The organism is Kribbella sp. NBC_00889 (assembly GCF_045207705.1).
Taxonomy (GTDB): Bacteria; Actinomycetota; Actinomycetes; order Propionibacteriales; family Kribbellaceae; genus Kribbella.
The window spans coordinates 735,629-749,210 of the sequence record NZ_CP108783.1; the positions used below are offsets into that span (position 1 = coordinate 735,629).

The following is a 13,582-nucleotide window of genomic DNA, read 5'->3' on the forward strand; positions in this document are numbered from 1 at the left end:
ACCGCCTGGTCCGGCATACGTTGCTGTCTCCTGAACCCGCCCGGACAACAGGAGTTGCAGCGTGATCAGATTCCACAAGATCGCTCTGGCCCTCGCTGTGGCACTGGTCGTGCCCCAGCTGGCCATCAGCTCGGCCTCGGCAGCCCGCCCGGCCAGGGGTCCGGTGGATCCGCCGGTCCCATCCATCCCGCAGAAGTACCTCGACCAGCAGATCCAGTGGTCGGTGTGCTCGTTCGATGCCGCGGTGAAGGCGTTGTACCCGCAGGCACCCACCACCAACTGCGCCAAGGTGACGGTCCCGATGGACTGGGCCCACCCGGACGCGCACCCCGACGTCCAGGTCGCCATCGCCTACAGCCAGGCCACCGGTACGTCGAAGGGCCTGATGACCACCAACCCCGGGGGACCGGGTGGCGCCGGGCTGACGCTGTCGGCCTCGCTGGCCATCGACAAGACCCAGCTGTTCACTGACTTCGACCTGCTCGGCTTCGACCCGCGCGGCTTCGGCCAGAGCACGCCGCTGCAGTGCCTGACCACGACCGACAAGCTGAACGCGCTGCCGACCACGCCCGACTACAAGGAGCGCACCCGGCAGACCCACAAGACCGAGGTGGCCGAGGCGAAGCTGTACGCCGAGGCGTGCTCGTCGACGGAGTTCGGTCAGTTCGTCAGCAGCCAGCAGACCGTGTACGACATGGAGTTCCTGCGGGCGCTGTTCGACGCACGCCAGCTGAACCTCATCGGCTACAGCTACGGCACCTGGCTCGGCGGCTGGTACGCCGACACCTACCCGTCACGGGTCGGCCGGTTCGTGATCGACTCGAACATGGACTGGACCCACACCCAGTGGGACAACGTGAACTTCGACCCGTTCTCCGGCCAGCGCCGGCGCGACACCCAGTTCTTCCCGTGGATCGCCCGGCACGCCGACCAGATCCAGGGACTCGGGGCCACACCGAAACAGGTCACGGCGAAGTACAACCAGGTCCGCGCCGATCTGGTGAAGCTGGTCAAGGCCGGCACCAGCAACGTCCGCGGCGACAACCTCGACGGGACGATCTACAGCACCATCTACGGCAACGTCCGGTTCATCCGGGCGACGGTCGACATCCTGGTGCACGACGAGTACGTCAAGGACCCGTCGGCGTCGGGCGAGATCGAGCTGCGGCACGTGGACAAGGCGTGGGCCCGGCTCTCCCCGGAGCTGCAGGCGTTCGACAGCCTCGCCGCGATCCGGGCCCGGTACGGCGTGACGCCGGCCGCGGCGGGCACCGACTCGGCCGTGCCGGTCGACTCGACCCGGTCGATCCTGGCCGACGCCCGAGCGGCCGCGGCCAAGTCCTCCGGCGACACCACCGTCAACCTCGGCCCGATCGGTACGACGGTCCGCTGCAACGACACCGCGTGGAACAAGGACCCGAACTTCTACCTGCGCGAGGCCGACCGGATGGCGGAGAAGTACACCTTCTTCGGCTACATGAACGGCGTACCGTTCTGCGCCTTCTGGCCGTACAAGCCGCAGGACCGCAAGCTCGACCTGACCGGTTCGCCACGGATCCTGATGATCCAGGGTGAGGTCGACCCGGCGACGGCGTACGAAGGTGCGCTGCGCACCCACAAGGACACCTCGAAGGTGACGCGTTTCGTCGCCATCGACGACGAGGGCCAGCACGGTCAGTACGTCGGTTCCGCGTCAGCCTGCGCGGAGGCGATCGGTGACAGATTCGTTTTCAGCGGCGAACTGCCCGGCAAGGACCAGGTCTGCGGCACCAGCCCGCTACCGGCCGAACTATCGGTCTACCCGGTCAACGGCCCGGTCGACGGCAACGCCGTCCACCTGCCCAACTCGAAGTCCCGCCACACCGTCAACCCACTCCTCCAACGAGCCCTCGACACAGTAGCCACCACCACCCTCCGGTAGCGGTGGCGCGCTCCAACGAGCGTTGGCACAGCGCGGTAGCCGTTGGCGAACACACGAACCGGTGGCGTTGAACAGGGAGTTTCCTGTTCAAGGCCACCGGATCCTGTCCGCGGGCCCTAAGCCGGGCAGCTGGCCGAGGGCCCAGCGGATGCGATCGGCGGTAGCTTTCGGCTGATCCAGGTCGGCCCAGCTCGTCCGCACGACGCCGTAGCCGCAGGCGCGGAGCCGGTCCTCACGCCACTTCTCCGCGAGTACCGCATCGGTCGCCTCGCCGTACTTCTCCGCGCCATCGAACTCGACGATCAGCCGACCACCCACCAGAAAGTCGACTCGGCCGACCAGGCGCCCGGTCGCATCGTGAATCTCCGCTTGAAGCCTTGGCACCGGCAGACCGTCGTTCGCCATCAGGACCCGCAGTCGCGACTCCCCGACCGACTCGCTCAGCCCGTCGGCGAACCGAGCAGCCGCCCGCGCCGCCGGCGCACCACTCCAGTACTTGTGCCGGTTCGCGATCGTCACCAGTGCCTCCGCTGTCACGAGCTGCTGATGAAGAGCCGCATCCCCCAGCACAACTCCCACCTCGTACGACGAGACGCAGGCGGTTTCGGTGATCGCGCGGGCAGCCGTGACAACCTGGAGGCCGTCGACCAAGGTGATCTCGCCCGGTTCGAATCGTGAACGGTGAACTTCCGCGATGGCCTCCGACCGTTGGCGCCCGCTCGGCTTGGTCACGTGGACCTTGGTCAGATCCAGACCCCAGCTCGGAAGTCCATGCACCACGGCCGCGGACTGATGGCTGACCACCGCTGCGCCGCCCATCCGCTCGACCACGGCCCGCGTCCTCAACAGGTGCAGTCGCCTCGCCCTGTCCCACGGGGCCTCGCCGGTTGGCCAGGCGGCAGGTTCGGCGTACGCGTCACGGGACAGGCGGGTCCAGTGTCCGGCGCGGAGGCGTCGCCTGAGCTCGCTGTCGGAGTAGCCGGCGTCCATCGCGTCCGTCCGGGTGAACCAGCCGCGGCGGGCGGCGGTCAGCACACTCAACTTGGGGTTCATACCGGCAACATGCCGTCGAATCACCCGTCCGCCGCGCACAGATTCGCACTTGTGGACAGCCATGTCCGGGGACCCTGCACACCACCCCGTGGCCTTGAACAGGAAATAGCCTGTGGGAGCCCCCGACTTCCTGTTCAAGCACCCGGCTCGGGTACGGCGGGGACGGGGGGGACGGCGCGGGGGGCGCGGGGGGATGGTGGGTGGGGGTGGTGGGGTCAGGGGTCGCGGGGGCCGTATTGGGCGTCCAGGTCGGCGTCGATCTCGGCTTTGCGTTTGAACCAGCGTTCGCTGAGGCCTTTGACTTCTTCCTCGATGAAATCGATGAAGGCCAGGGAGGCGCGCACGCGGCGGTGGGCCGCGGTGCCTTCGCCGGCGGCGTCGAGGACGTGGTGGAGCGAGTCGGACCAGCGGGCCAGCGCCTGGTCCTGGCTCATCATGCTCTGGTACCAGAAGTCGTCCTGGACCACGTAGACGTCGCGTCTGCTGCCGGGCTCACGCTCCCGGTTGGCCAGGCGGAGCTGGAGCAAGTAGTTGACCGCGCCGGACACCGCGGCCGGACTGGCCTGCAGTTGGTCGGACAGCTCGGCCGCCGTCAAGCGGCCCTCCTCGCTGGACAGGATGGCGGCGAAGACCCGGGCCGCCATCCGCGGCCAGCCCGTGTCGGCCAGCAGGTTGCCGAACTGTTCGGCGTACCGCCTGACGGCTTCGTCGTCTCGTTGTGCACTCACCGCCCCATCATCCCCTCTACGTGACCCAAAAACCTGACGCGTGAGAGACGCGTTAGTAAGATTCACAATCTTCTGAATGAAGTGTACGTTATGAATCATGACATCAGCCATCGTGGTCTCAGGACTGCACAAGTCGTACGGCAGTACGCACGCCCTCGACGGTCTCGACCTGGACGTCGCGACCGGTGAGGTGCACGGATTCCTCGGACCGAACGGCGCGGGGAAGTCCACGACCATCCGGGTGCTGCTCGGTCTGCTGCGCGGTGACGAGGGTGACGTCTCGCTGCTCGGGGGCGACCCGTGGCACGACGCGGCGAAGCTGCACCGGCGGCTGGCCTACGTCCCCGGTGACGTCAATCTGTGGCCGAACCTGACCGGCGGCGAGGTGATCGACCTGCTCGGCCGGCTCCGCGGCGGGCTGGACTCCAAGAAGCGGGACGACCTGCTGCGCCGGTTCGACCTCGACCCGACCAAGAAGGGCCGTACCTACTCCAAGGGCAACCGGCAGAAGGTCGCCCTGGTCGCGGCGCTGGCGTCGGACGTCGAGCTGCTGATCCTGGACGAGCCGACGTCCGGCCTGGACCCGCTGATGGAGGAGGTGTTCCGGCAGTGCATCGAGGAGGAGCGCCAGCACGACCGCACCGTGCTGCTGTCGAGCCACATCCTCTCCGAGGTCGAGGCCCTGTGTGACCGGATCAGCATCATCCGCCGCGGCAAGGTGGTCGAGACCGGCACGCTGTCCGAGCTGCGGCACCTGACCCGTACGTCGATCCAGGCCGAACTGGCCGGGGCGGTGAACGGCCTGGCCCAGCTGCCCGGCGTTCACGACCTCAATGTCGAGGGCAACCGGGTCCGCTGCGAGGTGGACACCGCACAGCTCGACGCGGTGATGCGGCAGCTGTCTGCGAGCGGGATCAAGAGCCTGGTTGCGCAGCCGCCGACGCTGGAGGAGCTGTTCCTGCGCCACTACGAGGACGACGTCGCGGCCGAGCCCGAGGCGGCCTTGCGATGAGCGACTTCGTCGGTACCGGCACCCTGGTGCGCCTCGCGCTGCGCCGGGACCGGGTCCTGATCCCGGTGTGGATCGTGGTGTTCGTGATCACGGCGGCCGGGTCCGCACAGGCTTCCATCGACCTCTACCCGGACGTCCAGTCCCGGATCGAGGCGGCACGGACGTCGAACGCCTCGCCCGCCCTGGTCTCGCTGTACGGCCGGATCTTCGACGAGACCTCGCTCGGGGAGCTCTCGCTGTTCAAGCTGACCGCGTTCGGCGCCGCTCTGGTGGGGCTGCTCGCTGCGATGCTGGTGGTCCGGCACACCCGGACGGAGGAGGAGGCCGGCCGGCTCGAGCTGCTCAGCGCCGGTGTCGTCGGCCGGTACGCCGCTCTGGCCGCGGCGCTGATTGTGTCGTCGGGGACCGTCGTACTGATCGGCACGCTGTCCGCGCTGGCGTTGATCGGCGTCGGCCTGCCGGCATCCGGTTCGTTGGCCTTCGGGCTGCTGTGGGCGTCGGCCGGTCTGTCCTTCGCCGGTGTGGGTGCGCTGACCGCGCAGCTGACCGAGGGGGCCCGGACCGCCAACGGGTTCACCGGGATCGTCCTGGGTGTCTCGTACGTACTGCGGGCGATCGGCGACTCGTCCAGCGACGGCAAGTCCGAGTGGGTGTCGTGGTTGTCGCCGATCGGCTGGTCGCAGCAGATCCGTGCGTACGCGGGCGACCGCTTCGTCGTCGTTCTGGTTCCGTTGGCGTTCATGGCTGTGCTGGTGGCCGGCGCGATGGCGCTGATCCGGCGCCGCGATGTCGGTGCAGGCCTGGTGCGTCCGCGGCCGGGTCCGGCCACCGCTGCGCCATCGCTGCGGTCGCCGCTGGCGCTGGCCTGGCGACTGCACCGGGGTTCCTTGTACGGCTGGGGTTTCGCGTTCCTGCTGCTCGGGCTGCTGGTGGGCAACATCGCCAGCAACGTGGACGGGTTCGTGACCACCGACAGTGCCCGGGAAATGGTCGAGAAGCTCGGCGGCGTCAACGGCATCACCGACGCGTTCCTGGCGACCGAGATGGGGATGGTCGGTCTGCTCGCCTCGGCGTTCGGCATCCAGGCGGCGCTCCGGCTCCGGTCGGAGGAGACCGCGCTCCGGGCCGAGCCGTTGCTCGCGACTGGTGTCAGCCGCACTCAGTGGGTCGGCAGCCACGTGCTGATGGCGCTGTTCGGTACCGCTGTGCTGATCCTGGTCGCAGGACTCGGGTCCGGCATCTCCAGTGGTGCTTCGCTGGGCAACATGGGCCGTCAGGTGCCCCGCATGCTCGCTGCGGCCGCCGTGCAGTTGCCCGCGATCTGGCTGGTCACCGGACTGGTCGTCGTACTGTTCGGGTTCGCTCCGAAGCTGGTCACCGGTGCGTGGGTGCTGTTCGGCATCTTCCTGCTGATCGGGCAGTTCGGCAGCATCTTCGACCTGCCCCAGTCGGTGATGAACCTCAGCCCCTACGGGCACACTCCGCGGCTGCCGGGCGGCGACTTCTCCGTCGCTCCGGTCATCTGGCTGACCGCGATCGCAGCAGCGCTCATGGGGGCAGGTCTCGCCACCTTCCGCCGCCGGGACGTGGGCTGACCGTCCCAATGGCTGCGCTGGTCTGAGGGGTCCAGCGCCTCCGGCCCGCCCGGTGCCTCACCGGGCGGGCCGGCCTGTCAAGCGGCAGCGTCAGAGCTGCAGCCAGCTGCAACCGTTCTCCCTTTCCGGACATCTCCCTGTTAAAGCTCTCCGCCCGCTCGGGGTGGGCATTCTGGGGAGGAACGGGTCGATGAGTGTGCTCGCACGATGGTTGCGCACGCCCGAACGGGTGGTTCGCGGCCTCTGCGTCGTTCTGCTCGCGATCCTGTTTCCACTCGTTCCCGCCTGCGCGGCCGGACCGGTCGAGGCTGTGCCAGTGGCAGGCGAGCCTCCGGTCGCTGTCTTCGGGCTCAGCGGCATCACGCCGGCGGCGGTGGCGGCGGCAGGGACGACGGCGACGCTGACGGTGCACGGTGGGTTGCTCGAGTCGACGGACGTCGTACGGTTCACAGCAAGGGGTCGGCTCCCGATGGCCGGGGTGGTGACGTCGGTGTCGGCGGACCACGCCGCGGCGACGGAGGCCGTCGATCTGACGAAGGCCGCACCCGGGGCGTGGGATCTGATGGTCGCGTCGACGTCCGGGGAGGCTCTGTTCATCCCGAAGGCGTTGACGGTGAGCCCCTGATCACTGACCTCGCGGCGCCAGCTGTCTACGATCGCGGGGTGCGATGGACTGAGGGACTGATCGGGTTCTGGACGGAGCGGCACCTGTGCGTGCTGAGTACCGTCCGTGCGGACGGCACGGTGCATGCGACACCGGTGGGCGCGACGCTGGACCCGGAGACGGGGACGGCCCGAGTGATCTGCTCCGGTACGTCGCACAAGGCCCGGACCATCCGGAAGGCAGGCCCTGAGGGAGCCGCGGTCGCGGTGACCCAGGTGGATGGACGCCATTGGTCCACGCTCGAGGGCCGGGCGGTCGTCAGTGACGACCCGGACCGGGTGGAGGACGCCGTACGCCGCTATGCGAAGCGGTACCGGGAACCGCGCGTGAACCCACGCCGCGTGGTCATCGAGATCACCGTGACGAAGGTGCTGGGCAATGCCGGCTGAGGTCACCGTCGTAGGTGTCGGCGCCGACGGGTGGGACGGGTTGTCCCCGGCGGCTCAGTCGGCCGTGCTGGCGGCCGACGTGCTGATGGGGAGCGCCCGGCAACTGGCTCTCGTGCCGACTGTCGAGGCAGAACGGGTCAAGTGGCCGTCACCGTTGTCCGAGGCGTTGCCCGGGCTGCTGTCGCAGTACGCGGGCCGGCCGATCTGTGTGCTGGCTAGCGGTGACCCGACGTTCCACGGCATCGGTACGACGCTGACGCGGCTGCTGGGGGCGGACGCCGTACGAGTGATTCCGCATCCGTCGAGTGTCTCGCTGGCGTGTGCACGGCTCGGGTGGCCGCAGGACCAGGTACAGGTGGTCAGTCTGGTCGGGCACCCGACTGAACGCGTGCACCCGCACGTCCAGCCGGGGCGTCGGCTGCTGGTGCTGAGCTGGGGTGCTCACACGCCGGCTGAGGTCGCCGCACTGCTTGCCGAGCGAGGCTATGGCGCGAGCGAGCTGACTGTGCTCGAGCAGCTCGGAGGACCGTCGGAGCGGGTCCGGACTGCGACCGCCTCGGAGTGGTCGTACGACGTTGACGCGCTCAACGTGATCGGTGTGCTGTGCCAGGCCGGTGCTGACGCGGCGCTGCTGCCGACGGTGCCCGGGCTGCCGGATGAGGCGTACGAGAGCGACGGACAGTTGACGAAGCGCGAGGTGCGGGCGGTGACGTTGTCGCGGCTCGCACCGGTGCCAGGTCAGTTGCTGTGGGACGTGGGCGGCGGTGCGGGAAGCATCGCGATCGAGTGGTCGCGCCACCATCCGGCCTGCCGGGCGATCGCGATCGAACGCGATCCCGAGCGGGCCAAGCGCCTCGATCGCAACGTTGCGAACCTCGGCGCGCTTGTCACCACAGTGGTCGGCCCCGCGCCCGCGGCCCTGGACGGGTTGGAGACGCCGGACGCGATCTTCATCGGCGGGGGAGCGACGGCACCGGGCCTGATCGACGCCTGCTGGAATGCGCTCCGGCCTGGCGGCCGCCTCGTGCTGAACGGCGTGACGCTGGAGACCGAGGCCCTGATCGCGCAGTGGTACGGCGAGCTCGGTGGCGACCTGGTCCGGCTCGACGTACAACGCGCCTCGGCGATCGGAACCATGACCGGCTGGCGGCCCGCCATGCCCGTGACGATCTGGAGCGTGACCAAGTGACCGTCCGGAGCGTGCCCGAGTGACCGTCTGGAGCGTGCCCGAGTGACCGTCTGGAGCGTGCCCGAGTGACCGTCCATTTCATTGGGGCCGGCCCGGGCGCCGCCGATCTGATCACGGTCCGCGGCCGCGACCTGATCGCCTCGTCGCCGGTCTGCCTGTACGCCGGTGCTCTCGTCCCGGTCGAGCTCCTGAACCACTGCCCGCCCGGCGCCCGGAAGGTCGACACCGCCTCGCTCAACCTCGACGAGATCATCGCCGAACTCAGCGCCGCCCACGCCGACGGTCTCGACGTATCTCGCCTGCACTCCGGCGACCCGTCCGTCTTCAGCGCCATGGCCGAGCAGATGCGCCGCCTCGACGCCCGCGACATCCCGTACGACGTGACGCCCGGAGTTCCTGCCTATGCGGCGGCCGCGGCCACCCTCGGTCGTGAGTTGACCGTGCCGGAGGTCGGGCAGACCGTCATCCTGACGCGCATCGGCGGCCGGGCGTCCGCGATGCCGGCCGGAGAGGATCTGGCCACCCTCGGTGCGAGCCGATCCACGCTCGTGCTGCACCTGGCCGTCCAGCAGATCGATCGCGTGGTCGACGAACTCGAACCCAGCTACGGCGCCGACTGCCCGGTCGCCGTAGTGGCCCGGGCGTCCCGCGACGACGAGGTCGTCCTGCGCGGCACGCTCGCCGACATCGCGGACCAGGTGCGCGCCGCGGACATCCGTCGTACTGCGGTCATCATCGTCGGGAAGGTACTGGCGGCGACGGCGTTCCGCGACAGCCACCTGTATTCGGCGACGCGGACCCGATGAAGGTTCTGCTGCTCGGCGGCACCGGCGAGGCACGTGAACTCGCGCAGACCCTGGTGTCCGCTGGGGTCGACGTGGTCTCTTCGTTGGCCGGCCGGACCGCCGAAGCCCGGTTGCCTGTTGGTGCTGTCCGCCAAGGCGGCTTCGGCGGCGCGGCGGGTCTGGTGAGGTGGCTCCACAACAATCCGGTCGACGCCGTGGTCGACGCGACCCACCCGTTCGCCGCCACGATGACCGAGCACGCCGTCAGCGCCGCCCGGGAGGTCGGCGTACCGCTTCTCGTTCTTCGCCGTCCCGGGTGGACGCCTGGCGACCGTTGGCACTGGGCCGACAGCACGCTCGCTGCAGCCGAGCTCCTGCCGACGCTGGGTGCTCGGGCGCTCCTCACCATCGGGCGTCAGGGACTGGACGCCTTCGAGCACAGCGGCGTCTGGATGCTCGCCCGCTGTGTCGACCCGCCGGAGCCACGACCGACCTGGTGCACGCTCATCCTCGCCCGCGGCCCGTACGACGTGGACGGAGAGCTGATGTTGATGCGCGACCATCGCATCGACGTCCTGGTCACCAAGGACAGCGGCGGGCCGCAGACCGCGGCAAAGCTGACCGCGGCCCAACTGCTCGGCATCCCCGTCGTCGTCCTCCGTCGGCCGGCACTCACCGCCGGCGTCGAGGCGGTCGAGTCGGTGGACCGGGTCGTCGAATGGGTCGAGGCACGTCGGTAGATTGACGCCATGGGGATTCAGATCGCGCCGAGCATCCTGTCCGCCGACTTCGCCCGGCTGGCCGACGAGGCGACGGCCGTGTCGAACGCCGACTGGCTGCACGTCGACGTGATGGACAACCACTTCGTGCCGAACCTGACGATCGGCATGCCGGTGGTCGAGTCCCTGGCCAAGGCGACCAGTACGCCGCTCGACTGCCACCTGATGATCGAGGACCCGGACCGCTGGGCCCCCGGATACGTCGAGGCGGGGGCGGCCAGCGTCACCTTCCACGTCGAGGCGTGTCGCGCACCGATCCGGACCGCCCGCGAGATCCGCGCCAAGGGTGCGCGGGCCGCGATGGCGCTCCGGCCGGCCACGCCGATCGAGCCGTACGAGGACCTGCTGTCCGAGCTCGACATGATCCTGATCATGACGGTCGAGCCGGGCTTCGGCGGGCAGAAGTTCCTCGACGTGTGCGTCCCGAAGATCCGCCGGACCCGCCAGTTGCTCGACAAGCACGGTCTCGACCTGTGGATCGAGATCGACGGTGGCGTCTCGGCCGACACGATCGAGCGTTGCGCCGAGGCCGGAGCCGACGTCTTCGTCGCCGGATCCGCTGTCTACGCCGCCGACGACCCGAACGCGATGGTCGAGCAGCTACGCGGTCTCGCCCAGCAGGCCACCGGTCGCTAGAGCCGGCTCGGGCTGGTGTTGCGGCGGAATGCGGAGCAACAGCACCAAGGAGATCGCAGCGAAGACGGCGGCGAGCAGCCAGACGTAGCGCACCCCGAAGCTCTCGACGACCGCGCCCGACAGCGCCGCCCCGATCGCAGCGCCGCCCATGGCCGCGCTGCCCATCCAGCCGAACACCTCGGTCCGCACGGTGTCCGGTGTCAGTGCGCCCAGACGCTCGTACAAGGCTCCGATCGCCGGCGCGAGCGTCAGCCCGGACAACGCCAGTGCCACCCCGAGCGACAGCGGTGACCAGGTCGCGAACACGCACAGCAGCATCCCCGCGGCGACCAGGGCAGCCCGGCGCCACAAGTACGACGTACGCCGGCCTGGCAAGGCACCCGCGACAGCGCCACCCACGAGGCTGCCGAAAGCCCAGACGGCCTCCAGGACGCCCGCGATCAACCGCTCGCCGTGCTCGTCCGCGAACGCGACGATGCCGAGGGAGATGCCGTTGAAGGCCATCACCCACAGACCGAACGCGAGGATCAGCGGCAACCGGTATCGATGCCACAGCAGTTGGCGTGCGGTCAACGGCGGCGCGCTCTGATCGTCGCGGGCGAGCGGCGCGGGTTGTCGGAGCGCGTACCACCAGATGAAGATCGCCGACATCAAGGCCGCGAGCAGCACCCCGAGCCGCGGGCTGGCGACGCTCACAGCCGTTGCCCCGAGCATCGGGCCCACCATGAACAGCAGCTCCTGCGCGGTCGCGTCCACCGAGTACGCCGTTCGCAGCGCCGGTCCCTCGACGACGCGCGGCCAGCTGGCACGCAGCGTCTGCATGACCGGTGGCACGAGCGCACCGGCGAGCAGAGTCAGTAGCGGCATCAGCCGATACAACCCGGACGGTAGGGCGGCGAGCAGGGCGAGCGCCACGCTCCAGGCCATGCCGGTAACGAGCAACACCCCACGTGACCCGCGGCGATCGGCCGTCCGGGACCAGAGTGGACCGGCGATCGCCATGCCCACCGAGTACGCACCTGCCACGAATCCGGCCCAGCGGAACGAGCCGCCCGCGTCCTTCGCGAGGAATGCGACCGGAACCAACGTGGCGAGCATGGGCAACCGTGCCAGCAGCGACGACGCCAGCAACGTGATCACGCCGCGCGTGCGCCACAGCTCGCGGTACCCGGACAACTCCATGAACGGCATTCTTGCTCCACCCACCGACATTCCGGCGGTGAACGGATCGCCGCACCTACGATTGCCCCATGACCGAGCACAAGCCGGTGGAGAGTTGGCTGACGGACATGGACGGCGTGCTGGTGCACGAGGAGCGCGCCATCCCTGGAGCCGGTGAGTTCATCGCGTCGTTGCAGGCGTCCGGGAAGAAGTTCCTGGTGCTGACCAACAACTCGATCTTCACACCCCGCGACCTGCGCGCCCGCCTGCTTGCCGGAGGCATTGACGTCCCCGAGACCGCGATCTGGACCAGCGCGCTGGCCACCGCCCAGTTCCTCGACGACCAGCGCCCGGGCGGTACGGCGTACGTGATCGGCGAGGCGGGGCTGACCACGGCGCTGCACGAGGTCGGGTACGTGCTGACCGAGCGCGCGCCGGACTACGTCGTACTGGGTGAGACGCGCACGTACTCCTTCGAAGCGATCACCAAGGCGATCCGGCTGATCTCCGACGGTGCCCGGTTCATCGCGACCAACCCTGATCCGACCGGGCCGTCCACCGAGGGGCCGCTGCCCGCGACCGGGTCGGTGGCCGCGCTGATCACCCGCGCCACCGGAATCGCGCCGTACTTCGTCGGCAAGCCCAATCCGCTGATGATGCGCAGCGCGCTGAACCGGATCGAGGCGCACTCCGAGACCACTGTGATGATCGGTGATCGGATGGACACCGACATCATCAGCGGCCTCGAAGCCGGCCTCCGCACCGTCCTGGTCCTGTCCGGCTCCACCGGCGAACACGAAGTCGAGCGCTTCCCCTACCGCCCGACCCGCATCGCCGAATCCATCGCCGACGTCGTCCCCCTGGTCGCCTCGCTCGACTAGGGCCTGTCTGACGGCCTAGCAGGTCAGTGTGCGGAAGCCGTAGCCCTTGGCTTTGAGGGATTTCAGGATGGTGGGGAGCGCGGCCACGGTCTGAGTGCGGTTCCCACCGCCGTCGTGCATCAGGATCACCGATCCGCTGTGGACGTTCTTCAGCACGCGTTGGACGATCGCCGTCGTACCGGGCTTGGTCCAGTCCCGCGAGTCGACGGTCCACACCACGAGGTCCTTGCCGAGCGCCTTGGCTCGTTGCCGCACGGTGGGGTCCATCCCGCCGTACGGCGGTCGCAGGCAGGCCGGCGTACTGCCGATCGCGGCCTGGATGGCCTGGTCGGTCGACGTGACCTGCTGCCGGAACGCGGTGGCGGACAGGTGCCGCAGGTCGGCGTGTGTCCAGGTGTGATTCTGCACGCTGTGCCCGGCGTCGTGGATGCGTTTGGACAGTTCCGGATGCTTCGTGACGTTCTTGCCGATCTCGAAGAACGTCGCCTTGGCCTCGTACTTCGCCAGGATGTCGAGGATCTTGGGGGTGTACGCCGCATCTGGTCCATCGTCGAACGTCAGTACGACGTACTTGGTGGGGAGGGCCGCCTTGGTTGGCGCTGCGGACGGTGGCGAGGGCGCTGCGCTCTGTGGTTGCTGGCTCGGGTTGCGGGCGGCTGCGACGACGACGGTGCCGATCACCGCACTGACCACCATCATCATCGCCAGACCGATGAGCCGATGGCCGGTGCGCGTCAAGCGAACATCCATGCGTCCTCCCGGACGTGGGCGGGCGGGCCTCACTACCTC

The 13,582-nt window shown here is 69.1% G+C and carries 14 protein-coding genes; 10 read left to right on the forward strand and 4 right to left on the reverse strand.

Going from position 1 to position 13,582, the window contains the following annotated elements:
* The first annotated feature begins 61 nt into the window (after positions 1-61).
* Complete coding sequence (locus OG817_RS03755) at positions 62-1,921, forward strand: alpha/beta fold hydrolase (RefSeq protein WP_406052167.1); 1,860 nt, start codon at positions 62-64, stop codon at positions 1,919-1,921.
* A gap of 87 nt (positions 1,922-2,008) precedes the next feature.
* Here the strand turns inward: OG817_RS03755 and OG817_RS03760 are convergent, their stop codons facing one another.
* Together OG817_RS03760 and OG817_RS03765 are read right to left on the reverse strand one after the other, a co-directional pair.
* Positions 2,009-2,974: a type IV toxin-antitoxin system AbiEi family antitoxin domain-containing protein gene (locus OG817_RS03760; protein WP_406052169.1), complete on the reverse strand. Its 966-nt coding sequence runs from the start codon at positions 2,972-2,974 to the stop codon at positions 2,009-2,011.
* 215 nt (positions 2,975-3,189) lie between these two features.
* On the reverse strand, positions 3,190-3,702 hold the full coding sequence (locus OG817_RS03765; protein ID WP_396396511.1) for a GbsR/MarR family transcriptional regulator: 513 nt from the start codon (positions 3,700-3,702) through the stop codon (positions 3,190-3,192).
* Positions 3,703-3,799: 97 nt separating this feature from the next.
* Here OG817_RS03765 and OG817_RS03770 point away from each other — a divergent pair, with 97 nt between their 5' ends.
* From OG817_RS03770 to rpe, 8 genes are all read left to right on the forward strand, one after another.
* Entirely contained in the window at positions 3,800-4,714 is a 915-nt protein-coding gene (locus OG817_RS03770) for an ATP-binding cassette domain-containing protein (protein ID WP_396396509.1), read from the forward strand.
* Positions 4,711-6,309, forward strand: coding sequence for an ABC transporter permease (locus OG817_RS03775; protein ID WP_406052171.1), 1,599 nt, complete (start codon positions 4,711-4,713; stop codon positions 6,307-6,309). The genes OG817_RS03770 and OG817_RS03775 overlap by 4 nt, the downstream gene beginning before the upstream one ends.
* Before the next feature lie 190 nt (positions 6,310-6,499).
* Positions 6,500-6,934, forward strand: a complete 435-nt coding sequence (locus OG817_RS03780) for a hypothetical protein (RefSeq protein ID WP_406052173.1) — start codon at positions 6,500-6,502, stop codon at positions 6,932-6,934.
* A 38-nt stretch (positions 6,935-6,972) separates the two neighbouring features.
* Positions 6,973-7,362, forward strand: a complete 390-nt coding sequence (locus OG817_RS03785; protein WP_406052175.1) for a pyridoxamine 5'-phosphate oxidase family protein — start codon at positions 6,973-6,975, stop codon at positions 7,360-7,362.
* Positions 7,352-8,551 carry a precorrin-6y C5,15-methyltransferase (decarboxylating) subunit CbiE gene (gene cbiE / locus OG817_RS03790; protein WP_406052177.1) on the forward strand — a complete coding sequence of 400 codons (1,200 nt, stop codon included), beginning with the start codon at positions 7,352-7,354 and terminating at the stop codon, positions 8,549-8,551. Before OG817_RS03785 ends, cbiE begins: the two co-directional genes overlap by 11 nt.
* Positions 8,552-8,616: 65 nt before the next feature.
* Positions 8,617-9,357 carry a precorrin-4 C(11)-methyltransferase gene (gene cobM / locus OG817_RS03795; RefSeq protein ID WP_406052179.1) on the forward strand — a complete coding sequence of 247 codons (741 nt, stop codon included), beginning with the start codon at positions 8,617-8,619 and terminating at the stop codon, positions 9,355-9,357.
* Positions 9,354-10,076, forward strand: a complete 723-nt coding sequence (locus OG817_RS03800) for a cobalt-precorrin-6A reductase (RefSeq protein ID WP_406052181.1) — start codon at positions 9,354-9,356, stop codon at positions 10,074-10,076. The genes cobM and OG817_RS03800 overlap by 4 nt, the downstream gene beginning before the upstream one ends.
* Positions 10,077-10,085: 9 nt before the next feature.
* The gene (gene rpe, locus OG817_RS03805) at positions 10,086-10,751 is read left to right on the forward strand and encodes a ribulose-phosphate 3-epimerase (RefSeq protein WP_396396495.1); all 666 of its coding nucleotides are present in this window, start codon (positions 10,086-10,088) and stop codon (positions 10,749-10,751) included.
* Here the strand turns inward: rpe and OG817_RS03810 are convergent.
* Complete coding sequence (locus tag OG817_RS03810; protein ID WP_406052183.1) at positions 10,716-11,933, reverse strand: MFS transporter; 1,218 nt, start codon at positions 11,931-11,933, stop codon at positions 10,716-10,718. The genes rpe and OG817_RS03810 overlap by 36 nt on opposite strands.
* 68 nt (positions 11,934-12,001) lie before the next feature.
* Here OG817_RS03810 and OG817_RS03815 point away from each other — a divergent pair, with 68 nt between their 5' ends.
* Positions 12,002-12,793, forward strand: coding sequence for an HAD-IIA family hydrolase (locus OG817_RS03815; protein WP_406052185.1), 792 nt, complete (start codon positions 12,002-12,004; stop codon positions 12,791-12,793).
* A gap of 15 nt (positions 12,794-12,808) precedes the next feature.
* Here OG817_RS03815 and OG817_RS03820 read toward each other — a convergent pair whose 3' ends face one another.
* Positions 12,809-13,543, reverse strand: a complete 735-nt coding sequence (locus OG817_RS03820; RefSeq protein ID WP_406052187.1) for a polysaccharide deacetylase family protein — start codon at positions 13,541-13,543, stop codon at positions 12,809-12,811.
* Positions 13,544-13,582 lie beyond the last annotated feature (39 nt).